At 30.6% G+C, this 25997-nt stretch carries 20 protein-coding genes and 2 pseudogenes; 16 read left to right on the top strand and 6 right to left on the bottom strand.

The annotated features are described in order from the left end of the window. The first annotated feature begins 833 nt into the window (after positions 1 to 833). Complete coding sequence (locus BAU23_RS00610) at positions 834 to 1631, top strand: cell wall hydrolase (protein WP_071733342.1); 798 nt, start codon at positions 834 to 836, stop codon at positions 1629 to 1631. A gap of 635 nt (positions 1632 to 2266) precedes the next feature. Here the strand turns inward: BAU23_RS00610 and BAU23_RS00600 are convergent. After that, the gene (locus BAU23_RS00600) at positions 2267 to 2488 is read right to left on the bottom strand and encodes a helix-turn-helix domain-containing protein (RefSeq protein WP_071733338.1); all 222 of its coding nucleotides are present in this window, start codon (positions 2486 to 2488) and stop codon (positions 2267 to 2269) included. Positions 2489 to 2776: 288 nt separating this feature from the next. Here BAU23_RS00600 and BAU23_RS00595 point away from each other — a divergent pair, with 288 nt between their 5' ends. The 4 genes from BAU23_RS00595 (at position 2777) to BAU23_RS00580 (ending at position 5958) form a co-directional block, all read left to right on the top strand. Next, positions 2777 to 3097, top strand: a complete 321-nt coding sequence (locus tag BAU23_RS00595; protein WP_071733336.1) for a hypothetical protein — start codon at positions 2777 to 2779, stop codon at positions 3095 to 3097. Between the two features lie 15 nt (positions 3098 to 3112). Beyond that, positions 3113 to 4279, top strand: coding sequence for an FtsK/SpoIIIE domain-containing protein (locus BAU23_RS00590; RefSeq protein ID WP_071733334.1), 1167 nt, complete (start codon positions 3113 to 3115; stop codon positions 4277 to 4279). Positions 4280 to 4301: 22 nt separating this feature from the next. Next, complete coding sequence (locus tag BAU23_RS00585) at positions 4302 to 4877, top strand: replication-relaxation family protein (RefSeq protein ID WP_071733350.1); 576 nt, start codon at positions 4302 to 4304, stop codon at positions 4875 to 4877. 433 nt (positions 4878 to 5310) lie between these two features. Beyond that, on the top strand, positions 5311 to 5958 hold the full coding sequence (locus BAU23_RS00580; RefSeq protein ID WP_071733332.1) for a lysozyme family protein: 648 nt from the start codon (positions 5311 to 5313) through the stop codon (positions 5956 to 5958). Positions 5959 to 6120: 162 nt separating this feature from the next. On the opposite strand, the gene BAU23_RS00575 is transcribed toward BAU23_RS00580, so the two are convergent. Beyond that, a complete protein-coding gene (locus tag BAU23_RS00575) occupies positions 6121 to 7623 on the bottom strand; it encodes a sensor histidine kinase (RefSeq protein ID WP_071733348.1) in 1503 nt (500 codons plus the stop codon). A gap of 13 nt (positions 7624 to 7636) precedes the next feature. Further along, positions 7637 to 8323, bottom strand: coding sequence for a response regulator transcription factor (locus BAU23_RS00570; protein ID WP_002169576.1), 687 nt, complete (start codon positions 8321 to 8323; stop codon positions 7637 to 7639). Positions 8324 to 8474: 151 nt separating this feature from the next. Between BAU23_RS00570 and BAU23_RS30080 the strand changes: the two genes are divergently transcribed. The 6 genes and pseudogenes from BAU23_RS30080 to BAU23_RS00545 all read left to right on the top strand — a co-directional run bounded on the left by BAU23_RS30080 (position 8475) and on the right by BAU23_RS00545 (position 12587). Next, entirely contained in the window at positions 8475 to 8651 is a 177-nt protein-coding gene (locus BAU23_RS30080; protein ID WP_165615080.1) for a hypothetical protein, read from the top strand. A gap of 609 nt (positions 8652 to 9260) precedes the next feature. Beyond that, positions 9261 to 9500, top strand: coding sequence for a PDZ domain-containing protein (locus BAU23_RS00565; RefSeq protein WP_420913055.1), 240 nt, complete (start codon positions 9261 to 9263; stop codon positions 9498 to 9500). Between the two features lie 263 nt (positions 9501 to 9763). Further along, complete coding sequence (locus BAU23_RS00560; RefSeq protein ID WP_071733331.1) at positions 9764 to 11188, top strand: ABC transporter permease; 1425 nt, start codon at positions 9764 to 9766, stop codon at positions 11186 to 11188. An 11-nt stretch (positions 11189 to 11199) separates the two neighbouring features. Next, positions 11200 to 11886 (top strand): ABC transporter ATP-binding protein, encoded by a 687-nt coding sequence (locus tag BAU23_RS00555; RefSeq protein ID WP_071733328.1) that lies wholly within the window; start codon positions 11200 to 11202, stop codon positions 11884 to 11886. Between the two features lie 214 nt (positions 11887 to 12100). After that, positions 12101 to 12257: pseudogene (locus tag BAU23_RS00550) on the top strand (GNAT family N-acetyltransferase); the annotation flags it as partial. Positions 12258 to 12371: 114 nt separating this feature from the next. Beyond that, positions 12372 to 12587 (top strand): alpha/beta-type small acid-soluble spore protein, encoded by a 216-nt coding sequence (locus tag BAU23_RS00545; protein ID WP_001167057.1) that lies wholly within the window; start codon positions 12372 to 12374, stop codon positions 12585 to 12587. Between the two features lie 72 nt (positions 12588 to 12659). Here BAU23_RS00545 and BAU23_RS00540 read toward each other — a convergent pair whose 3' ends face one another. Next, positions 12660 to 13073, bottom strand: a complete 414-nt coding sequence (locus BAU23_RS00540) for a hypothetical protein (protein ID WP_071733326.1) — start codon at positions 13071 to 13073, stop codon at positions 12660 to 12662. A 293-nt stretch (positions 13074 to 13366) separates the two neighbouring features. Here BAU23_RS00540 and BAU23_RS00535 point away from each other — a divergent pair. The 5 genes and pseudogenes from BAU23_RS00535 to BAU23_RS00510 all read left to right on the top strand — a co-directional run. After that, a pseudogene (locus tag BAU23_RS00535) lies at positions 13367 to 13918 on the top strand (leukocidin family pore-forming toxin); the annotation flags it as partial. A 478-nt stretch (positions 13919 to 14396) separates the two neighbouring features. Beyond that, positions 14397 to 17048 (top strand): P-loop NTPase fold protein, encoded by a 2652-nt coding sequence (locus BAU23_RS00530; protein WP_071733324.1) that lies wholly within the window; start codon positions 14397 to 14399, stop codon positions 17046 to 17048. Between the two features lie 935 nt (positions 17049 to 17983). After that, complete coding sequence (locus BAU23_RS00520) at positions 17984 to 21904, top strand: hypothetical protein (protein ID WP_071733321.1); 3921 nt, start codon at positions 17984 to 17986, stop codon at positions 21902 to 21904. Positions 21905 to 22206: 302 nt separating this feature from the next. Next, positions 22207 to 22914, top strand: coding sequence for an IS6 family transposase (locus BAU23_RS00515; RefSeq protein WP_071733319.1), 708 nt, complete (start codon positions 22207 to 22209; stop codon positions 22912 to 22914). 94 nt (positions 22915 to 23008) lie between these two features. Beyond that, the gene (locus BAU23_RS00510; protein ID WP_071733317.1) at positions 23009 to 23449 is read left to right on the top strand and encodes a diadenylate cyclase; all 441 of its coding nucleotides are present in this window, start codon (positions 23009 to 23011) and stop codon (positions 23447 to 23449) included. Positions 23450 to 24088: 639 nt separating this feature from the next. On the opposite strand, the gene BAU23_RS00505 is transcribed toward BAU23_RS00510, so the two are convergent. Together BAU23_RS00505 and BAU23_RS00500 are read right to left on the bottom strand one after the other, a co-directional pair. Then, a complete protein-coding gene (locus BAU23_RS00505) occupies positions 24089 to 24391 on the bottom strand; it encodes a hypothetical protein (protein WP_071733315.1) in 303 nt (100 codons plus the stop codon). Between the two features lie 261 nt (positions 24392 to 24652). Continuing rightward, a complete protein-coding gene (locus BAU23_RS00500; protein ID WP_071733313.1) occupies positions 24653 to 25381 on the bottom strand; it encodes a hypothetical protein in 729 nt (242 codons plus the stop codon). Positions 25382 to 25997 lie beyond the last annotated feature (616 nt).

Genomic DNA, 25997 nt, shown 5'->3' with positions numbered 1-25997 from the left:
AACTAACTAATTCCCCATATTAAAAACCAGTTGTATCAACACGTACACATGATACAACTGGTTTTTATGAATTTGCTATTTTCTTAGTTTTGTAAAAATCATTTTCGTTTTATACTTTATTGAACAGAAATTACAAAGGGCCTGTTAATGAAAAGTGCACCTGTCAAATGTATTTCGAACTGTTTATGTTCTTTTAGAAGACAAAAAGAACTTGTAGAAATCACTACAAGTTCTTTTTTAGATAATGTAAAAAAGGTGAAACAAACTATCTCATAATTTGAATCGGAGCAAACACTCTAACTACGGGTTGATTTCAGTATATACCAAATCTTAACATATCGAGTTTTAATATTTGAAAATTATGTGAATTAAGAAAATGAGGTAATACATTAGTTTCTTCATTCTTAAAAATCCCAATTGTTTATTTTGAACAAAACACTTTAAATCAATATCTACAACATAATAAATTATGAAAAATATAAGTATAGGTAAATAGAGAAGAATGGGGGAAACTTTGCGACAGAACCATGAAATGTATTAAAAACCCTACCTTGAGGCTCTTATGGCTTCAAGGTAGGGTTTAATTTTTCTTTGGAAATTGAAGTAATTCTATATATTCACCATATTTAATTTGAGAATTAGAGCAGATTGTCCGGTTCTTTTGAAACCTAATGATAATAATTCATTTTCAATATCCTCAGCAATTCAATTATTATATAGAAATACAAATTCAATGACTTATATTTTATGTTTTGTTACGCTATATATAGCTTGAATTGTTTTTAGCTTAAACATATTAAGAGTACTTAATAATTTTTAGGAGGAGTTTTTGAATGAAGTTATGTAAGGTGAGAACCTGGTTACCATTATCTGCTGCAATGATTACAATAGTATCAAATCCAGTAGGGGCTGCGGCTTCAACGGTTTATACGGTTCAAAAGAATGATACCCTAGAAGCAATAAGTAAACAATATGAGGTGTCCGTACAATCACTTAAACAAGCTAATAACAAAGCAAATGATCGAATTAATATTGGAGAACGCTTAACAATTCCAGGATCGTCAGCTGCAAACGAATATGTTCAAAAAAATAATTCAACAGTTTCAACTAATACATATCAAGCAATTTACCAAGTGAAAAGCGGAGATACATTAAGTTCTATATCACAACAATATAAGGTTTCAATACAGTCTATTAAACAAAACAATAACGTAGACGGAAGTCAAATTTTTGTCGGTCAGCACTTAAAGATTGATACTGGTATTTCATTACAAGAAGTGGACTTAATGGCTCGTTTAGTAAATGCAGAAGCAGGAGGAGAACCGCATGCAGGAAAGGTTGCAGTTGCAAAGGTAGTGTTAAATCGGGTTAACGCTAATGGCTTTCCAAATACAATTAAAGACGTAATTTATGAGCCCATTAAAAATGGTTATGCATTTACTCCTGTTACAGACGGTAGAATTAATCAGCCTGCTACACAGGAAGCAAAAATGGCAGTAGAAGAGGCTCTCACTTCAAAAGGAAAAAATTCTGATTGGCTTTATTTCTATAATCCAAAAACCTCGACTGATAAATGGATTACAACACGTCAAACCGTTGTACAAATTGGAAACCATCTGTTTGCTAAATAAAATAATAGTATATTAATGGATTTCCAATGAGATAAGGAGAGGTTATTTTTGCGTGTAGTACATTCACTATTAGCAATATTAGCAGTTATATTTTTAATTTGTGGTGTTATTATTCACGAGTATGTATTGGTGTTTTTGGTAGGGATTTGTTGTATGGTGATAGTAAGTTTTTTGATTTCCAGTATACGTAATTGGAAAGTGAATAGAAAGCGCATTTCTCTCGTGTATTTTACTTGTGTATTAATATTATTGCTATTAACAATATATCTTTTGTTTGTCACTTTTTATACACGTTCTTTGGAATTTTAGCACTTTTATTTGTATAGCAAACATCCTCAGATCATGTTCCTTTAATTTTTATTGGCCAGTTGCGGTTCAATTTGTGATACCTTAAGAAAAAAATGGGTGCATTCTAGCGGATGTGTCACCCGTAAATTCCGTGTACATAAATATCAAAGTGATCTTTTATATGGATTTAAGTGGGGGGATTTTATACAAGCTAACGCGGCCCCAAAATCTAAATTAAATGTTTTTGCATTTACTTCTTACTTATGAAAGAGAAACCTGTATTGAAAAAATCAAAAAGAATGATGAATTCCTCAAAAAATAATCAGCTCGGTTTATCGAGCTGATTATTACATCCAGAAATCCTCAAAGTCTACGCTGTAACCTTTTCTTTTTAAGGCCTTCATTAGTTTTTGGCCATTCCCTAATGAAGGCTTGTATGTATTTGAACGAGAAATACGACTAATTGTATTTTGATTAACTCCACTCCATTCCTTTAATTCGGTTTGAGTAATATTATTTCTTCTTAAAAATTTACCAAACTTTGATAATGGTTTCCCCAAGCCAAACATTGTGAACACTCCTATTCTTAAATCCTCTATTAATCACATCTTTACCAAAGCATGATTTTTTTAAACAAAAGTGTTAATAATGTACAAGCCCCACGCAATATGATGTATCAAGGTAGCCACTATGGTATCTAGCAAACTTATTACCAAAGTAGATACCAAATCAACTAGCTTTTGTACTAGCAAAGTATCTACCATGTTAACAGTCAAGATAATGCTATCAAGGTAATAAGCGTATAAACCCTATATTTCATCTAGTTTGTTCATTCTGTTTATAAAGGGGGCATTTAAATGCGTGCTAGGAAAGAAACAATTCCTTTTCGCGAGTTTATGGATCGGTCATACAAAGATAAAAAAAAGAAAATTCGTAAATACAATTCATTAAGTCCTTTCGCATTCCTTCATATGTCGGATCAGGTATTACATACTTACATTGCATTAGGAGTTATGGGAACGATTTTAATCGGAGCAGTCATGTTAGAAAAATACTTGGTGCGACATGACTATATATCAGCAGCTAAATTTGTAAGCGAAGGTATTTATCACGGCACGCGAATTAGTGGAGTTTGCTTGATTGGATATGTATTTGTTCGTATCGTAATCATGTTTTAAGGAGGGAAGGGAGTAATGGGGATTATAAAGGAGTGGCTTCGTACGCAAAGGTTAAGGAATCAGCTTATGGAGGTGTTCGGAAAAGCAGGTTTATATACGGAACATCAAACGCGTGGGGGAAAAGTGCCTATTTATCCAAAGGTACATAATGTTTCTTCTTCAGCAGAAAGCGTGAGGTATGTTTTTACCATACCAAACGGATTAGATCCACAGAAGATTGAAAAGAAGTGGTTTTGTTTTCAGCAAATATTAGGAAGGAATCTTACGATTGAAGGGGATATGAAAAAGTTTGTACTACATGTATTCCGTTCAGATGCTGGACTAAAACCATACAATTACTGTTATAAAGAATGGCAGCCCTTATTAAAAGGGTACCGTCTTCCTGTTGTGGTTGGCCGGGACCAATTCGGAAAAACGATTACGTACGATATGGTTGATTCCAATACACCACACTTATTAATAGCAGGAGAAACGGGAAGCGGGAAAAGTAGTATGGTACGTGTTGTATTATCCACACTTATTCAATATATGTCTCCTGAAAAGTTGCATTTGTACCTTGGTGACTTAAAAAACTCTGAATTTCATTTTTTGCGTAGAGTGAAGCATGTAAAAGAAGTTTGTATGGAAGAAATCGAAATGAAAATAATGCTTCAAAAGGTGTGGAAGGAAATTAGAGAACGAAGAAAACTTATGGAAGAATATGAGGTTGATCATATTGATGCGTACAACAATTTAAATACTAGTCATCAAAAATCATATATTCTACTTGCCATCGATGAAGTGGCTATGCTTAAAGATGAAAAAGAGTGTATGGTTACGATTGAAAAGATTTCAGCAGTCGGCCGATCACTTGGGGTGTTTCTTATGCTTAGTATGCAGCGGCCAGATGCGAAAGTGTTAGATGGTAAGTTAAAGCTCAATATGACCGTAAGAATTGGCTTTAAATGTGATAGTGCAATTAATAGTAATATCATGGGTACTCCTGGTTCAGAGCATTTAGAGCAATCAGGCCAAATGATTTTAAAACGAAATGGATTAAAGAAAGTGCAAGCTCCTTATTTGGAATTAAGTAAGGCGAAGCAAATTGTTGAACCATATCGCATGTCTAAAGAGGAGAAAATACTCCAGAATTCATCGCAAGAAGAAATTCCGTTATTTGGGGTGTTAGATGATGAAGAGTAGAGATAAAGGAATTTTGAATGATTTGAAGCGATTTAGATGCATGTCCCGTGACGATATTATTGACTTGCACTTTCAAGGCTTAAAGAATGCGGTAACTTGCTGTAATACGGTTATGAAACGATTAAGAAGAGACGGCCATGTTGATGCTAACGTATTGCAGCACCCATACGTTTATTTTCCGCAGCCAAGTTCTATCAGAAAGACAAGTCAAAAAATTCCCCATTTCCTTGGTATTGTGGACGTATACAAACAACTCGTTCATTATGAAAATCCTAAACTATTCAAAGTGGAACCAAAGTATGGGAAAGAATATATGGAACCAGATGCATTTACCATATGGCGTAGATCACCATTTTTTATTGAAGTTCAAAAGTCAGTTTACAGTGATAAGATTATGCAAGATAAAATAGATAAATATGAATTATATTTTCATAGCCAAGAATGGCATAATGAATCCTGGCAACCTAAAGGCTCTAAATTCTTTCCTTCAATCCTTATAATTACTGAAAAACATTACGACGTTCAATCTCCTTATTTCCGTATATTCCAGGCGAATTCTATAGAAAGTTTTATGAATAATTTAACGGTGAAATCATAAAGAAAGCCTGCGTAATGCAGGGCTTTTTTTATTTCAGTAATGTATTAAGCCATGTATGATGATGATTGTTAGAATGCAGTAGATGAGCAAAGTAAATTTAAAGTAAGTTATTAAATAGTACAACTTCTTCTAGAATAATATCTCCATAATTAATAACTTGTATGATAACCTCTCGATTATCACTATATCCATTCATATCTACAACTTGTCCCACATATTCGTTTGTACCAATATCTTTTTAAAGTGCTCTAAAAATGCACTTTATCTTTTCTTTATTTTATCTTTATCTTATCTTTAAATTTTTATATTAAACTTTAAACCTAAAAGAAATAAATTTGAGTCTGAAAGGGGCAGAGAAATAGATGATTATTATATATTTTGTAAATAACCAACCGCCATTGAAAAATTGAATTTCTTATACGAGGAGAAATATATGAAGGATATGAGTAAAAAACGAATTATTACAGTATGCCTTATTAGTATTTTAGGTTTAGGAACAATGCTTGGAATACTATATATTAATCATAAAACTAATATTCAACAAAATAAAGCGCTCGCTACCGAAAAACGTGTATTGCAATATGAGCCTACCTTGAAAAAAGAATTAGAAAAATATAATTTAGGAGGGAAAACAGCAGTTTTATTAGGAATTATGTACCAAGAGAGTAGAGGTGAGGGAAACGACCCTATGCAGTCATCTGAATCACTTGGATTAAAGCCAAATGAAATTCAAGAGACAAGCTTGAGCATTGAACAAGGGGTAAAACACTTTGCTAAAATGTACAAATATGGAACGGAAAAAGATGTTAGCATGGATGCAATTATTCAAAGCTATAATATGGGACCAGGGTATATTGATTTTATTGCCAGTCAAGAAGTTAAACAACACTCGGAAGATTCGGCTAAAAAGTTTTCTAAGATGAAAGTTGATCAAAATCCAGCGATGTACACTTGTGGTGGAAATAAAAATAATTTTAGGTATCCATATTGTTATGGTGATTTCACATATGCCACAAAGGTGAATGAAAAAACAAAACTTATTGAAGAACTTCTTCGAAATGTACATAACTCTTCTAAATAAGCTGCAGAATGAAATATAATGATACCGTCAGTTAGCAACAATAAAATATTAGAATATAACTTATATTTTAAGTAACTCTTTTTATCAATGTGACGGTATCCTATATAAAAAATCTCGATCTTATTTCTATAGAATGAAATAAGATCGAGACTCTTTTGTTGTTTACTTAATGGATAATGGAATGGTAACCAAAAATTGTACGCCTTGTTTGGTATTATTCATAGAATACGTGATAGAAAGGGATTCGAAAATTTGTTTTACAATATATAATCCTAAGCCACTCCCTCCAGTATTTCGATTTCTTGACTTTTCGATTCGATAAAAGGGTTCGAATATATGTTGTATATTCTCTTCTTTAATTTCGACACCTGTATTAAGGACTTGCATTTCGATATAGTTTTGCTTAGATTTTTGGCTTAACTTTATATAGACCTTTTCGTTAAGTGGTGAATACATAATCGCATTATGAATGATGTTTTTACAAGCTTTTTCTAAAAGAACACAATCCGTATAAACAAAAATGTCAGAATCGACTTCTTTTATTATTTGAATGTCTTTTTGAGAAGCAAAAAATTCGAGGTCTTTTGTGATTGTACCTATTAACTTCGAAAGATTTACTTCTTCTACTTGTGGTTTAAAGGTGTGTTGTTCTAGTTTTGACGTGCTTAAAATTTCGCGAACCAGTTGTTCCATACTTCCAATTATTTGATGATTTTTCTTTAAATATTGGTCACGATTTTGATAAGGGCCAATATTATATATCATCCCTTCTAAGTAACCTTTCATAACAGTAAGAGGAGTTTTTAATTCATGTGCTACAATAGCAAAGAATTCCCTTCGCTTTGTTTCTATTTCTCTTTCTTTTTCAATATCACTTTTCAATTGCTGATTCGCTTTTTGTAAATCGAAAATTGCTTGTTGTAAATTTATGGACATATCGTTCAAGCTATTGGACAATTCCCCTAATTCATCCATAGAACGAACCTCAATTTTTTCGGAGAAATCCAAGTTTGCCATCTTTTGTGCACCCTCATTAATATAAATAAGTGGTTTTGTAATAAACCTTGAATAAAAATATGCACTTCCTAAGCCAATAACCAGTACAATGATACTGATATAGGGAAGAAAACGTACCAAGACCTGTGAAGCTTCATCGATCGGTTGAAATGTTGCGAACACCACAAGCGTTAAGTTAACATCTTGGAATTGTATTGGCTTGGTAACCTCATATGAATTACGAGGATTATCTAAATTCCTTATTGGTATTGCTTTAAAAAACCCTTTTGGTTGAGTACTTCCTTGTATAGTACCTCCTTGTATAGTACTTTCTTGTATAGTGCCTCTTTGAATAGTACCTTCTTGTATAGTACTTTGAAGAAAAGTAAAAGAAGGAGAATAAATAATTGTTCCATCATTATCTTGAAGGTAGATCACTGCGTTATTTTTTTGTGCGTATTCATCAAAAAGTGGTTTTGCATTTTGAAGCGTAAGATCTTTAGATTTATCAATTATTTCTTCGATTCCCGTTTGAAGCTGATCTGTTTTGTATTTCTCATAAAATTTAGGGAGAAAGAAGTATAAAGTTACATAAATTAAGGTTGCAAAGGCTAACAAAATGAGGGATGTAGTCATAAAGAGTTTATAGGTAATTCTCTTCATCTTCATGATCTTTACAATCCTATTCATCGATTTTATAACCAATGCCCTTTACTGTTTTAATGTAGGGTATATCTAATTTTTTTCGTATGTTTTTCATATGCGTATCAATCATTCGTGTGTCTCCGGCATACTCATATCCCCAAATTTTTTCTACGATATTTTCTCTTGTGAGTACCTTTTTTTCATTTTGAAGTAGTAGTTGCAAAATTTCGAATTCTTTTGTCGTTAGGGGAACCTCAACTTTATTTACATATACTTTATATGCATCGCCATCGACATGTAGTTCTCTAAATACAAAATGATTATCCGTACTTTGATTATTACTTCTTCTCAGTACTGCTTCGACTCGTCTCATCAAAACATGAAAAGAAAAAGGTTTCGTAATATAATCATCGATTCCAAGATCAAATCCTTTCATTTGATCTTGTTCTTCTTCTAGCGCAGTTAGCATAATAATTGGTATATTTGACTGACTTCGAATCATTTTGGCAACTTCAAATCCATTCAGGTTTGGCATCATCACATCTAGAAGAATTAAATCGAAGGACTGCTTATTAAATTGTTTCATGCCCTCTAATCCATCTGATGCAACTATAACTTTATATTGTTGTGTCATTAAAAATTGTTTGATTAATTCTTGTATTTCTTGATCATCTTCTACCACCAGAATATGATAGTTCATCGTTATATCACCTCTTGTAGTCATTATAACCTTCTAATCTGGAGTTGATGTGGAGACGTATTAGAATACATAGTAACTCTATAAAAACTTCACAGAAAAACTACATGTATTTCAAATTAGCTCCAGATGCATGAGATAGGTTATATACATAACAAGACAGAGGGAGGTAATCAAGATGTCACTGGAAGCAAACATCATTCTTTCTTTATTAGATGTACAACTGTGGATGGCCCCTCATTCTAATAATAGTCGCATAAAAGAGAAAAAACAAAAATTGAAATCAGCACCGTACTTAAATAAATACACAAGTGTAAATAAAAGAAAGCTATATAAGTTTAGGCAACAAAAATAGAGAGGATCAAATTAATTCTTTCTTTTTTGTGTATTCAATAACGAAGTACTGAAAAACTTTACTATAACTCTAGATTAACTACATATAGAATACAGATTAGGTTTGTATTCTACATGTATCAAATAGAAAGGATTGATACATGATGTTGACGATTTACACAATCTATCAAATTTTATCCCTTCCTTCTTATTTACACACAAACCTATTATCCTCCATTCTCACGAGAACGTTCGGCTCTACGTTTATAACAAAAGAGTAAATAAGCTAATGGATGGTTATTGTTCCTTGTAGCCACTTTTTGCAAAACACCTGTATAACATGCTATGTACATTGAATAATTGATTTGATGAGAGCCGAATAGGCTCTTTTTTTAGAGATTTGTTCAAAATTATTTTAAAAAACTTATATGCAGTTATATGAAAATTAAATTATACAATTCCCTCTATGAAAAAAACAGTTAATTTATGTCTAAACCATGCCTAAAGATACCTTTTTATTTTTGGGAAATGGTGAGTCCTAAATATCACATCCATACATCTTAATTCAAATATGAAAATTAAAATATTCAAGTGAAATAAAAGGTGAAAGGAATGTTCACAATGGGACACGCTGATACAAATCAAACAGAAAACAATAGGAATGAATCCTATAAAAAAACAGGTTATTTTTTTACAACAGTATGATGTTGTGATTGCATTGGATGAACAAAAAATAGAAAATGTCGTTCAATTCCGTAAATATTTATATGAAAAGAAAAAATTGGGGGATACAATTAAAGTAACCGTTTATCGAAATGGTGAAAAACTAACAAAAACCGTGAAATTAATGGAACAAACACGTACCGCTTAACAGCCACCTTTCGGTGGTTTTTTCTATTTTACTAGTTTTATATGTACGATCATTCCATTCGTCCTCACCCCACATTAATGGACTGGCTCTCTACCAATATTCAAAATCAATTGCGTATTCTAATTTGTGTTCCAGTTTTTCTTGCTAAGGTCAATGAATAAGTACACATAAACTCCATATATCTCTAGATAAACTACTGAGTAACTCCATACAAACTCTAGATAGCGTATATAGAATAATAGCTATCAAGGAGGTTAGGAAAAATGAATTTTATAAAACGCGCAATTCTCAGTATGAAAAAAAGAATAGGAACATCATTAATTTTGATGGCAGTCTTCCTGATTGTTACAAATTTAGTGCTGGCAGGATTCACAATCCAAAATGCATCAAAAAAAGCTGCTGATGCAGCAAGAAAAAAACTAGGTGCAGATGTTACTTTAGGTCTTGATTTTGACAAATTAGGTCAACAAGCTAGGGAAACTGGCGAGATGCCTAAGCCGCCGAAACTCAACACAAAAGAAGCAGACAAATTAGCGAAGTCCAAGCATGTAAAAGACTATAATTATATAACCAATAATTTCGGAATTGCGGATGGGTTTAAGTTAGTAGGGGCTTCAGAAGGAGAAGGAAAAGGAAAAGGTAACGTTGCAATGGTGGGAGGATCAGGTTCAGGTTCAGAAATAGATATGAATTCTTCTCTTATGATAGAAGGAGTTCGCAAGACTTTATTACAAGAAAGTTTCAAAAATGGAAAAAGTAAAATCGTTGATGGAAAACCAATTACAGAACAGATGCAAGATCAGAATGTAGCTTTAATGGAAAAACGATTAGCGGAACAAAACAATTTGAAAGTAGGAGATAAAGTTAAAGTTCAATCAGGGGATAAGAAGGAAACTCTTGAAGTTGAAATTATCGGTATTTACGAAACGAATGAGCAACCAATGGGTCAAAATCCCCCTCCTATGATGAATCCAGCTAATAAACTATATATGCCTTACTCTACTTTAAAAAAATTAGAAACAGATGAAGGTATGAGTAGTAGTATTCAAGTTGTGTACTTATTGAACGATCCACAATACATTGATGCATTTAAAAAAGAAGCAAAAAAATCTGATATTGATTTTAATTATTTTAAGTTAGATGCACATGATTCATTATACAAACAAATGATTGGGCCTATCGAAAATATCGCTTCTACTTCTCAAATGATTATCTATATGGTATCTATTGCAGGTGCGATTATCTTAGGATTAATCATTATGTTATCGATTAAAGCACGTCGTAAGGAAATGGGGATTTTATTGTCCATTGGAGAGAAAAAATGGAAACTGATGGCGCAGTTCGTAGTAGAAGTAGTATGTATTGCTATTTTAGCGTTAGGATTATCTCTAACAACAGGAGCTAAAGTTTCTCAATTCGTAGGGGATAACTTACTTTCGAGTGAAATTGCTACAGCAAGCGAAGAAAAAGACAATTCACAAAATGGTAGTGTAATGATGGTTGGAGCTGGTGGTACGCCACAAAACCAAAACGAAGATCCAATTGATAAAATTGATGTAAGTGTAACGGGAGAAGATGTAAGAAAAATGGGGGGAATTGGACTAGCTATTGCTATATTAGCAACGCTTCTTCCAGCATTATCTATTCTACGCTTAAATCCAAAACAAATTCTTTTAAAAGATGAATAAGGAGGCTCGATATGGAGACGATTTTACAATTTAAAAACTTAGATTATTATTATGAAAGTAACGGGAAAAAAGTAACGATACTAGATAATGTTAATTTTTCTTTTCAAAAAGGGCATTTTTACACGATTTTAGGGCCCTCTGGATCTGGCAAAACCACAACTCTTAGCTTAGGTTGTGGGCTGGACATACCTAAAAACGGTTATGTACTATATAATGGCAAGGATATTCGAAAAATTGGTTTGGATCGATACCGTAATCAAAATGTATCCGTAATTTTCCAAGCGTATAATTTGATTACCTATATGACCGCTCTTCAGAATGTACTAACGGCAATGGAAATTACAGGTGTGAAGGTACAAAATAAAAAAGCAAGAGCATTAGAATTATTAGAGAAGGTAGGACTCACAGAAGTAGAAGCGAAACGAAATGTCTTGCAACTAAGTGGTGGACAACAACAACGTGTAGCAATTGCTCGAGCACTATCTTGCAATGTCGATTTATTGATTGCTGATGAACCAACAGGAAACCTTGATGGAGAAACAACAAATGAAATTATTGAGTTGTTTCAGGAGCTCGCTCATCAAGAGGATAAATGTGTAATTGTAGTTACGCATTCACAAGAAGTTGCAAAAAAATCGGATCGAGCAGTTTATTTAAGGAAAAAGAAGTTAGTAGTAAACGAAATTAATAATAGTTAAGAAAAAAGCTAATTTCGTTCTTAATTCACATAATTTTCAAAATCGAAATTTATGGCTGTTAATATTTGTTATATAATATATTTGTCAAAGCATTACCCCTGTAGTTTCTATGATGAATCTGTAAGATAGTTTGTCTCGTATATTCACCTGAAACTAAAAAGAACTTGTAGAGATTCCTACAAGTTCTTTTTGTTTTAAGGGGAAATAAATGTGAATGTTTGTAAAAAAAGAGAGGTTTTTAATACGGAAATTTGAGTTCAAAGATTGGCAGGCTGTCCATGAGTATACGTCAGATATCAATGTTATGAAATACATACCTGAAGGGGTTTTTACTGAAGAAAATACAAGAAATTTTGTGAATGAAAACATTGATAAAAACATATTGAAAAAAGACACCTTAATGTGTCTTTTTTTTTTTGATCTTTTTACATATTTTGCTGGAAATAGAGCATGATATTACCAAATTCAACGGAGGTGTGTAAGAAATGCAAATTCGCGAAAATAATAATTCAAACGAGATTTTGGTAGGAGCTGCAGCAAGTGCAATTGAACAAATGAAGTATGAAATTGCTCAGGAGTTTGGTGTTACACTTGGACCGGATTCAACAGCACGAGCAAATGGTTCAGTAGGTGGAGAGATTACAAAACGTTTAGTTCGTATGGCGCAAGAACAGTTATCTGGTCAATATAAAATTCACTAAAGTTAAAGGTATATCCCATTGAAGGGATATACCTTTTTAATTTTTTGAAAGAGGATAATGAAATTTTGATTGTTAGTTAAGCTTTGAAACTGCAAATTTAGCTGTGAAATTCATCTTCTTCATGTACGAAGAATTTGCACCTGCTTGAAATTGTACAGAAATATTACCATCTTTTTGTGCTTTGAATACGCGACCATATGGTGAATTAGCATTGTAGGTGCCAATTATTTGATTATCTGCATCAAAGACCGTATAAGAAATTGGAAATCCAGAATTTTGTACAAAGACTGTAAGTTCTTCTCCTTTATTGAGATTAAATGTTTCCTTTTGAGACACTTCGTAAGAACTCATAGAGTAATATTTTGTAACTTCTTGAATTTCTAAATTTGTAGTTGCTGCACTTGCTTTTGGTGCCTCTGCCCCTGGTAAGTTGATACCTGACAGTACTCCAATCACTAGTGTCCCTGCTAAAATAACTTTTTTCATAATGCTAATTCCTCCTTTAATATGTTGTGAAATTTGAAAAGGAAGTGAAAATATCAATCTCTATTGAAAACCATTATAGTTACAACGATAATAGTTTTCAATAAAGATTGATATGTAATTTTACATACATCAAATACCGATATAAGGTAATCTATTTAGTAAATGAGTTATTTGCTCGTTCCCCTTTATATGAACATTCATTATTTTATCGCATCTCATCTTCTCCAAAGATATTATTTAGCAACGAGTATCATATTAGAATTTTACCGGGAATTTGATACTATATCTGTGTTTTTAATGAAGGAACGAATAATTTTGTTTCATAAGATACAGTACCAGCGTTAACAGGTTATGGTTTTTCTCCAAATGTAGTAGCAGTTATTACTGCTGATAAAACAGAATCTACATCAGATTTAAAAATAACAAATCGTAGAATTTAAGATCAGTACAATATTGAATGGGTAAGTTCAAAATGGTGGGGAACAAATAATAAGGATACATATAATGAGTTCTTGACAAACAACTATAAATTAGACTGGAAAAACCATCAAGTTACTCTTGATAACCAAAAAGTCCTTGAAGAACAAATGAATGGTATCAACAACGTGAATAACAAACTTAACAAAGGAAAAGGGAAATTATCTTTTTCAATGAATGGAAATCAACTCAAAGCTACATCTAGCAATACTGGTTATGGTATCAGTTACGAAGATAAAAATCGGGGTATCTTTGTAAATGGTGAAAAGGTCTAAAAATTTAATGAAAAAATAACTGTAGGCATTATCTCAAATGATATTAACAAATTAAACATCAAAGGGCCTTATATCGAGATTAAACAAATCTAATCAGTAAATGAGTTACGATTGATGGATGATTATTTCATAAAGATATAAGAAAAACGTTCTGGAATCAGGGGATAAGATTTTGCTTATGCAATATCAAATGTCTAGTATTAAAGAATTAATAAAGGATAAAATAGATTGATTAAATTTTATACAAATAATTTGTATGTCGAATAAATGAAATTATGTTTTGTGTTAGACTAAAAATAGATTGTTTTAGATGCATAAGTAAACAATGATTTCAATGGCTGAAGGGATTAGTTACAAAAATATAGAAAATAATTTATGATTAAATAGGCTAAGCTGAAAAAATGCTAAAAATTAAATGAAGAGCAGTGTTTATACACAATAGAACTAATTGATTTGTTATTTAGATTGATATTCAGAAGGGCAATTGGATGCACAGTGTAAATGAGAAAAAGGGTATTTAATCTATGAGAGTCTAGATTGCAATTAAGAGAAGAGGGAGGAAGGGAAAACAGTGGATTTTAAAAAAGAAATGCTGGGCATTAAATGTAGTAATTGTAAAAAAATATATTGGGCTCCTATGGAGAATTTAGAAGAAATAAAATGTTGTGGGAAGGGTGCTGTACAAAGTGGTGAACTGTATGGATTTAGATTTCCAGTAAATATAAATAATTTAAATACATCACCAGAAAGGAATTTAGAAATTGGTTTAGGACAGGAATTAATTAATTTAGAAAAGGAATTAAGAGGTTTTCCACCATCAGCATATATTATTTCTGGAAATCGTGGTGTAGGAAAAACTACATATATTAATTATCTGGAAAAAAAATTTAACAGAGAAGAAATAATAGAGGAAGAAGAAAGAAGTAAATTTTACAATACTTTAATGGCGGCAAAAGAACTATGCGTACACTATTTCTATGATACCCCCACAAAGCTTTTTAAAGAGATTGTTACTTTTTTTCGTCATCCATCGAAATATGCGCATAATGATATTTACCTTATAGTTTCTTGTAATTTTGTTAAAAATGATACTAAACAAAATATTATTAGAAAACTTATAAGGTCACTAATTATAAAACTAAACAAACATAAGGATGCGAATGTGCGAATCAATAGCTGGACCAATCGGAAATTAAGAAACACCTTAAATGAACTATTTAAAAAGACATTTTATGAGGTAACAAATAATGAAACAAAGAGCAAAACAAGAATTTTAAGCAGTGTATTAGAATTTTCTTGGATTCCAGTGACATTTATTATTATGTATTATTTAGCCCCTAATACATATCAAGAATCGTTAAAAAAAATAGCACTGAATGCTAAAAAAGGTTTAGAAGGGAATTTTGTATATAATTCAATTTGGCAACTTATTTTTTTTGTCATTTTAGCTTTTGTCGTAGGGAAAATGACATATAGTCGGGAAAAAAAGCATGTTAATGATCAACAAATTAAGACACTATATGATGATGAAATTGCAGAGCTAAGATTATTAGAAAGCGTAAAGAGTTTAGGGGATATAGGTGTTAATGTAATATTTGTTATTGATGAGTTAGATAAAATAGAGGATGATAAAGCCATTGAAACAATTGTAGGGGAGCTAAAGCCTTTATTTTTAAGTGGTACAGCGAATTTTTTATTAGTAACAGGTCAAAAATATGCTCGAAAACTAGAGGTTTCTAAATATGAACATGATCCTATACTTCCAAGTTTGTTCTCTAATTCATATCATATCCCATTAATGACAAGAGAGAGCATGATTAAACTTTTTGATTTTATAGTTAAGAACCCTGTAAATGATTCTTTGAAAAATAAGTTTGTAGACCAACAAAAACTTTATTATGAAAGTTTTCGTGATGCGATGATTTTGAGGTCGAATGGGATTACAAGAAAAATGATTATGTTATTAAGAGCAAAGGTAGACTGGGGAAGTTACAACAGGGATGGAACTGATATATGTGAACAAGAATCAATAAGTTATATTGAAATAACAGAAAATGATTATATAGAATATAAAAATGATCAGGAAATACAAAAGATTATACAGATATTTTATAAAGAAATTACGGAAAACATAGGTGATAAATATAATAAAGTTTACAAAAATGAAGAGAAAGATTTTATTATAGAGTTTGTACATATCATTGTCCAAAGAATTAAAGATACAATTGGTGAGGACTTTAGACAAGAAGATATTCTTGTACTGGAATCGGAGGAGCAAGCAACTGACACAATATATTCCCCTTCATTTATAAAAAAACATAAAAGAGTATTAGAAAGGTTTTTTATATTATTGAACCAGTATAAATTGGTTGAAAAATGTGAATCTACAAATGAAGATGAACTACAGATTTTATATGAATATACTCCTAAGAAAATGAGTAAACAACAATTTGAAATTGTCCAGGGAAAATATCTTTTAGAGTTTAATAGTATACAACAATTGATTGATGAGATCACTGTTGAATTACAAATATTCAGAACTGGAGATATAGAATTGGATTTTGACCATATGATAAATATGTTAAAACTTTCTGCATCTGATATAAGCTATTTGAAAAATCGATTTAAATTTTTACAAGAAGTATCAGAACTAAATAATCAAGATGATGATAGTCAAGAGTCTTTAAAAAAGTACCGAAGAGAATTTTTAGAATTCGAGAGTAGAATTTTAGAATACTATTTATCATATATTACTCCGAACATTATTAATAGTTACGACAGGGATAAGGGACATATGATTAGTAATGGAGGGGTATATAGTGTAGTTAATGATGTCCCTGGGCCAAAGCCTGATATTGAAATTGATTTAGGAGAGCATAGGGGATGTTTAGGGATAGAAATTAAGACATTTCCTAATAATGCTTTTGGTCATTATACAGAAAGAACTATAAAACAGGGTATAAAAATGTTAGAAGGGTTAGAGGGGAATCGAAAAGGTTCGAAGTTAATAATAGTTATGTTTGTTAGTAGTGAAAAAATTAGTAGAGTTGAAAAAATTGTAGAAACATGGCTTGAAAAAGAGTCTAATAATTTAAACCAGAACTTCAAGATAATTTTATTAAATAAGAGTAGATTATCTGATGAAAAAACAATTCGAGAACAGATTGAACCAGTGATTAGATTATTTTTGTCTAATGAAAATATTCCCATACGTCAATTCTAATCATGTTATATTTATTATATGTGATTTTTGTTTTATGTAAATAATGATGAATGAGAAAAAGCTTGGTAATCACCAAGTTTTTTTTATCAAGATATTTCATTCTTTTATTTAAGTCGTAATTATGTCTTTTAAAATAGAATTGTCTTTTTCATAGCATTGGATAGCGTACAAAATATGTAATAAGCGAATAGTCTGATGAAATTGAATGCAATTTGTATTGACTATAAACCTGAGTTCAAAAGCATTAGAGAATCTCGTGAACTCCTAAATGGATATAATATTGAAATTTGTTATTCTCTATTCATTGAGCTTACGAAAGATAATGCTCTTAAAGCTATTTTTCACACTGATTCAATTTTATTATTCTTTAAAAATAAATGGGAAAGTGACGATTTTGACGATGAAATATTAAAGATATCATACCATTATAAGAATAGTAATGCCTGATAGAGAGAAAAGAAATTCATATCTCTTTTTGATTAATAAACGTGTGATTTTTTTAATAAAAGCAGTTGATTTGAATATACATTTTGCATATTTTAAGAAGATATTTATACAAAGACAAGAAAAATAAAATTGAATAGTTTGTTTTATATTAGGATAGATTTATTTTAGTTCACTGTTTACAAAATTAGAAAAGAATGAATTATCCTATACAAATTCAATAACCAGATTAGAATTTGATAACATAGACAGTTATATAACTTTACTTAATGAATCAAATCGTAAGGGAAGTACTACTGTTGCTAGTGTAATATCTTTAATTATCATAATTTTGAAGAGGTCACTACATTAATTGATATAGTATGTGAAAAGGTTGATTAGTAGAATTTGATTTTAATAATTGTTTTAATTATTATTTTATTATAGAGATAAATAGTTAAATGCTTAGAGAGTACTGAATTTGAAGTTTTCTACAAAAGGAGTATATTGATATGGAACAAGAACTTAGATTTGTTGAGGGTAATTTTAATATTATTTTATCAAACAGCATACGTGTTGAAAAAAAATCATTGGATTATGTAATCAATGAAATAATAAATGAAGATAGTACAAATAAAATTCAAATACTAAATTACAAATATAAAGAGGAAGAGTTAAAAAAATTATTAAGTATCATTTTTAATCAAAATAAATTTACTCAGGCTATAATTGATAATATATCTATTTATGTTCCAGAAAGTAAAGATGTATATAAAGCATTAATAGGGAATACGCATTTTTGTAATAATTATTTAATTATTTTAGGTACGGAACGATTGTGTAATTTTATAAATGAAAAGCCTTTAGTTGAGAAACTAACAGATGTAGCCAATATCAAGTTATTTACACCTGAACAGTTGAATATTAGTGAAAAAATCTATGAATTAAAAAATATTTTTGATGACGAGAATTCTTATTATAAAAGGAATATAGTACTTTTTGAAACATCCTTTAAAAAAGCTGGAAAAATTATAAATGAATTTATTGATAATGAACAAATAAGTATTACGAGCTTAATGGATCAATCCTCAGAAGTCAATAGTGACGATATGTTGAAATTTATTGTTTCTAAAGAATTAAACGAGAGTTTACGGTATATAGAAGCAGATACATCTTTGTCGGTAACAAATAAATCATTGATGAAAATTATTTCTTATCTTCACAACGGTTATTTTGAAGAAGCGTTAAAAGAATTATTCGAAGTTTTTGATGATTTAAACGATGAACAGATTATTTTTTGTGCTAATATGCTAATTTCTAAACAAAGATATTCAGAAGCATATAGTATTCTAATCGATATATATAGTCGAGATAAATGGGTGCCTGGCTTACTAGAAGCGTTAGTTAGGTCATCTTTTAATTTAGAGTTTTTGGATAGAAGGAAACTTTTAGAAGGTTTTTTGGAAATTGATGGTGATAATTTATTCATTCTTCAAGAATTAAGTGATTTATTACATATTAATGAATATTACTTAGAATCTGGAGGGATTTATAGAAGAATATTTAATATTTCGCACGATAGGTATTTTGATATGCTAGCTAGAATTTCAGAAATATTAGCTAACAAACCAGATACAGTCAACATAGCCGAGGCATATTTACATAGCTTGCTTCAAAATGATGATTTAGATAATGAAATATATTATCGAACAGCATTAATTTGCAAAAAATTATACAAAAGCAACTATAAATATTATTCAAATTTAAAAGAAATAAAAATAAATGAAAATTTTTATTATTCAAGAGATGTAGCTATTAGAAAGCTTGAGATATTAAAGAATGAAGATTCTATAATAAATGCAATTAAACTTAAACCAAGTAAAGATAGAGATTTATCATATATTCGAGGTCTTAGAATCAATGAAATTATTGAAGGTTTAGAGTATTTATTCTTAGAAGACCAAGGATATCAGTATTTACAAGATTTTATTGATTGTACACAAAATAATGATGTATGGTTCAATAGTGTGAATGAAAAAATGAAACAAGAAATAGAATTATGGAATAGCTTATCATTCGAGGGAATTAAAGAGAGTATTATAGAAAGTGATTTATCTAGCAATGGCGAAGACGGAGAAATAGAATTTGAGACAATTTTATATGCTGTAAGACATTTAAAGATAAAGGATTTTAGTAAAGAGAAAAAATTAGAAATAATAAAAGGTGCGCTTATCTCACAAAGTAGATTTAATGATCCGATAAAAGAAGCATATCTTAGGTATGAAATTTCAATGTATTTCTCTTATATAGGAGATTTTCAACAAGCCAACGAGCATGCGTTAATGATATTAAATAGATATAATCGTGAGAAGGATGAATTTTTGAAAAAAACTCTATTAGGATTAGGCTTATCAGCTTGGGCTGCATCACAATATAAAACAGGAAGAAAGATTGATGGACTTTTATGTGCTATTGTAGCTATAAGAAAAGGAATAGAAATTAAAAATTATTATATTTTAGAAGGAGCAATAAACATCATTTTTCTTTATGTTAGTAATGATTTAAAAGAAAGCCATCCAGTTCGAAACTTGTTTGTTTCCTTTAAAAGAAAATTTACTAGTAGTGTAAATGAAAAAGATAATAAAATATTATTAGAAATTGAAAGTTTATTATCATTAGGACAGTGGGAAGAAGCTAATCTATTGCTAGAAAACGTATTGGTTGATAATGTACTTAATGATGTGAATGATGCAACTAATATGGTGAATTATATTACTACTTTATTAAAAATAGGTGAAGAGAAAAAAGCATGTAGCTTAATTAAGCATAAATCAAATGATATTTTAAAATTATTCCAATATCGTTTAGATCACAGATGGAGAGTGTGCTATCAGTTTGCTCAGGTAGTTTTTAATGGTTATTTTATAGAGGGAAATGGTAGGGATGAAGAATTAATTTTTATAAGAGATTTATTAAATACAGCTATAGCAGATATAGAAGTACAACGATCAGGAATTTTTCACATGCAAGAAAGAGCAGCATTTAGTGAAGGTACAAAAGAGGTTTATAAATTCTTTTTAGATATAATATTATTAATGGAAAAATCGAAAGGATTATCAGAACAAGATAGAATGGAATTGCATAAAGAAATTATAGATATAGTTTTTTTATTATCTCCAAGAGCAGTCGTTGAAAAGAAACTATCGAAAAAAGAAATGTCCAAGCAAGCCAGTGAAAAAGCTAAAGAATATTTTCAATTGTATGATGAAATGTTGAGATTGACTCCTGATATTGGAACGGAAGAATATATAAATAAGTCACGTAGATTTGAAGAACTAAAAAATTATTTGATTAAGGAACATCCATCTTTTAAAAGTATGTTTTTATTAGAAAAAATAAATCTATCTATATTACAAAGAAATTTAAGAGAAGATGTTTTTTATCAATACTGTTTGACATCAAATGGTGTTGTAAGTGTATTAGTTACAAAGGATTCCTATCAGTTAGATTATTATGTAGGAGATAATAATAGATTAAATAGCGAATTGAAATTATTGGGGGAAAAATTATCTTTTAGTGAAGATAGAAAAGAAATAGAACTAAAAGAAATTAAACAACAATGTACAGAATTCTCAAAGATTTTATTCAATAACTTGATAAACTATATTCGAAAATCAGAAGAGCCACTTAATATAGTTGTGTGTCCGGATATGTCTATACCGTACTTCACTACTTCGTTAGTGAGGGATGAAATAGGGTGGATGATTAGAAAAATAAAAAAATTAACACATGTACTATCTCCTAATGAATTTAAATATAGAGTTACTACCAAAAATGGGGATTTGAAAAATAACATTATTTCTATAGGTTCTAAAGTTAATGGAAACGATAAAGCCATACCAATAGCTCAGAGTTGGTTGACCAGTAATCAAAATAAATTTAGTTCTTATATAGAGGATTTTGGAGATAATTATGAAATTCTATATGAAAAATTAAATGCAGCAAAACCAACATTATTTGTTTTTATATCTCATGGAATAGAGGAGAGTGGAGAAAAAAGAATTGCAAGTGGTGCAGTTAGAATACTAGGACCTAATAAAAATTATCTAGGTTCAGAATTTTTAGAAGGAGTTGCATCTAAAGTACAAACAATATTTTTGCTGACTTGTCAGAGTGGACAGCCCATCGTACATAATACTCAATCAGAGGATAGCGTTTGGAGAAGTGTAGTATCTCAAAATTGTAATTCAATTTTATGTAGATGGGACGTAGGAGTAGAACCTGGATTGATGGTGGTAGAGGAGCTTATAAATGAAAAAAAATCAGAGGATATTTCTACTTTACTTATAGACGCACAAAAAAAATTGTTAGAAAGTCAATCACATAGTATTCCATCAGATTGGGCTTGTTTTGAGTTTTGGGGATTAGAATAATTGGCTTGGGTAGTGGTTAATCTTTTTCAAAGTGTTTATTTTTAAGATAGTATTTGGCAATATATAAGCTGTGGTATATAAAAATTAGTTTTGCCTTCATTTCAAAATTTATGAGGGCATTTCTTTTTTTATAATAAGACGATCTTTATTTTCTAATAGGGGGTTACATATTAGTAATAGTAAAAAACAATCTACTATATGCATTATTGAGGTTCTGGTGCAAAAACTTAAGGACAATTGCAATGAATCTATAAATCTTGGACATACTGTTACTATTACTTTAAAAAGGGTGCGTGATTGGTATGGAAAAGGAAAATGTATTCAAATGGAAGCATTATCAGCCTGATATTATTTTGTTAACGGTAAGATGGTACCTACGGTACAACCTCGGTTTTCGTGATTTGGTGGAAATGCTAGAAGAACGGGGTTTATCCATTTCTCATACAACGATTATGCGTTGGGTTCATCAGTATGGTCCTGAATTGGACAAACGAATCCGCCGTTACCTCAAACAAACAAATGACTCTTGGAGAGTCGATGAAACATATATCAAAGTAAAAGGTCAATGGATGTATCTGTATCGTGCTGTTGATTCGAAAGGAAACACAATTGATTTTTTCCTAAACAAAACAAGAGACCAGAAGGCTGCAAAGCGCTTTTTCAAGAAAGCTTTGCGATCTTTTCATGTTTCAAAGCCACGTGTTATAACAGTCGATAAGAACCCGGCTTATCCGATAGCAATTGAACAGTTGAAAAAAGAAAAAAGCATACCTGATGGTATGCAACTTAGACAACAAAAGTACTTGAATAACATAGTAGAACAAGATCATCGCTTTATAAAGAAGCGAACCCGCTCTATGCTAGGGCTCAAATATTTTGACACAGCTACATCCATTCTTTCTGGAGTAGAAGCTATGCATATGATTAAAAAAGAACAGATTGATTTACGGGACCAGTCTGTCCAAAACCAGAAAAAATTCATTCATCAATTGTTTGGACTTGCAGCATAAGATACGATTCCGTTAGGAATATATATGATTTATTCTCTTTAATTTTATTTTTGCACCAGAACCGGATTTGGAATATCCTAATTGTAATCATATTATGACTGTCAAAGACAGTATTCCCTCTATACCTAAACAGCTAATAAGCTATAATGAATTTCAAAAAGAGTTTGAAAATATTTTTTATGAAGAAGGTGATATTAAAACGCTTTGGTCTATTATTGAGCAAGCTAGTAAACAGGAACATGGAACGATGTTGGTGATAACAGATAAAGCGGAAGAAGAAGCTCAACGACTGACTGGTCATGAAGTAGATTGTCAAATTTCCATGTTTAAGAATATTGTTTATGGTGTTACTTCAATTGATGGAGCAGTTTTATTAAATCCACAAGGACAATGTTCAGCTATTGAGGTGATTTTAGATGGACAATCAGATGAAAAGATAGAGGATAAATCAAGGGGAGCACGCTATAACTCTGCAGTGAGATATTTATATAATTATAAGGAACATCAAAGGTGTATTATTATAGTAATTTCTTAAGATGGCATGATTAATTTGTTTTCAAACGATTTGCTGCCAGTCAATGAGGGGAAATAGAAAAAGTTATAATTATATGCATATAAGAATGAAAAATTCGAAAGTAAATCTTTCTGTTTATTACTTAAAAGATCGATGTGCTACATTAGTAAAATTTAATAACTAATGGTAGCTACGTACTCATAGCTTAGTTCTTGTTTGATAAGAACTAAGCTATTTGCTTATTTTATACAAATAGTTGCTAATCTGTAAAAATGGTTCTGGTGCAAAAAATGATAATAAAAAGAATCAGAGATTCCTAACGGAATCATCTGTTAAGCAGTTAATCCAAAGAGCTGGTTAATAAAAATATTCTAATTTTGGACAGACTGGTCCTGCAAATCATTAGTTCTTATTGGAGCACATGTATGGCTTCAACACCACTCAATATAGAGACTGATGTCTGGTTGACAATGTGTCCACTTAAATAAATTTTCCCTTTCCATACAGATTACACACCTCTTATAGGATAGTACTAACAGTATGTCCAAGATTTATAGATTCTTTGCAACCTTCGCACCAGAATCTATTTTCTCATTGAATTTGTTTTTTCGGTTAGGTACTTGTAAATACGCACCGTTTTAGGACGTAAAAAAAGACGCCTTATTTAGCGTCCAGTTTTTCTACTTTATTCTCACCCATGATACCAGCAATATAAGATTGCGCTACAGCCTTCCAATTGTCCCTGCATTCTGAGATAGTTCTTATTTCACTTGGAAAACGTACCCCATATTCCAAGCACAGTGCTGATATAAATCCGGCACAACTTATACCGTTACCAACTTCCACAGCGTTCAGCATTTTAGTAAATGTTATTTTTTCTTCAAAAACAGAACCCTTACTTGCTATTATCGCTTCGTGTAAATCGAATCCTTCATTCCATGCTTTATGAATCTGTTCTTTCATAAAAATCCCCCCAAATCCTAATATATTACATTATATAACATTAGATGTAATATAAAAAGAAGGCTATTTCTAGCGTCCTGCTTTAATTGGTCCTGGTGCAAAGGTAAAATAAAAGAAAAAATAGTACATGGATTTCTACTATGAATCCAAAAGTAGATACAGCTGATTAATATTTTTTAATCTTTCCACATAAAAAGTAATTTTTTTACTCTTCATTATCTTTTTACACCAGAACCAATAATCTTAATATGTAATAAGGAGTTATATTTGTTCTGTACATTTCATATAGATCTTTGAAGAAAAATCACAAACGTATCGAATCTGTTTTCCTGATTTTTCTTTTGCAACGAAAACTAATCTCTTTTCATCCATTGAATATTCGTATTCTAAGTTCTTTATTTTCTTAAAGTCATCCTCTTGAATTAGTTGAATATCATATTGAATTTGTGGGGTTGTTACAATTGTTAATTTGTGTAACATTAGAAAATACAAACAACTTAGTAGAAAGGCTAAAGGTATACCATTCCACAAGAAATTTAAATATTCCTTGTTCTCAAGGTATTCACATGAAACGGAAAAGAAAAAAATGCTACTAGTAAGTACATTGAAAATTAAAAGTCTAAAATGTAATTTTGTTTTCTTTATGCTTTCTAATTTCTTTTTCCATATTACGATGACACTAAAATATACAAAAAGAATAAACCAAATACCAGCATTCCACAAAAAGAAACTATGATTATGATAGTCATATAAACTTTGGTAAAAGATAATGGCGTAGAGTAAATAAACTATAACCCCAAAAATTATGCCAATAGCATAAAACCACAGTTTTAATCGGGCTTGATTAAATGTATCTTTAAGCTGCCTATCGAGTGGTTTAGTTGTTACTATATTTATAAATTGATTACCCCCATAAATTAAAGCGCCAATAAATGCAATAATAATTGCTGAAAATTTACCAATAGTATCAATAGATAATCCACTAAACATTTTTACATCCTCAATCCTTTCTTTATGCTAATAAATAATTAGAAGTTAGGAACAGAATCATTAGATAGCGTCGTTCAGTATAAGAAGAACTACGGTTTTGAATATAAAAGGATTTGTTTTGCTATAATACTAAATGTTTCATCCTCTTATATTCTTTTAATACTTTTATAGGTAATTATAACAATAACTGAAAATAATAGGAGTTTTTAATTTCGTCATATTTAAGTTTCGGTAAGGTATTGTACCTTATGTTTTTTGAATTTTAGTGCAGTCAACCCGTATAGATAATAAATTTTAATGATTTTCTGTTACGCCTTGTATGTGCAGAGATCAATTAAAATGGTGGATATTTTCTTTCCTTTCTTATCCATTCATAAATATAACAATTTTGTATCTTTCTAATTTTAAAGAATGATAATTAAATAAAAAGTAATGAAGAAAAAGAGGACTCTAAAGTTTTTACTCGTATGGATCTTCTTATTATTTTTTACTTGTAAAGATAATTTATAAATGTACCTATAATATGTGATTCGTGGAAATGGACAGGTTCGGAGATAAAAAATATAGGATAAGGGAAAAAGGCCCCACGCTTAATAAACTAACATTATAGCTTGAG

The organism is Bacillus nitratireducens (assembly GCF_001884135.1).
Taxonomy (GTDB): Bacteria; Bacillota; Bacilli; order Bacillales; family Bacillaceae_G; genus Bacillus_A; species Bacillus_A nitratireducens.
The sequence above is the reverse complement of the archived record's forward strand: the minus strand, read 5'-3'. Positions and strand labels throughout refer to the sequence as shown.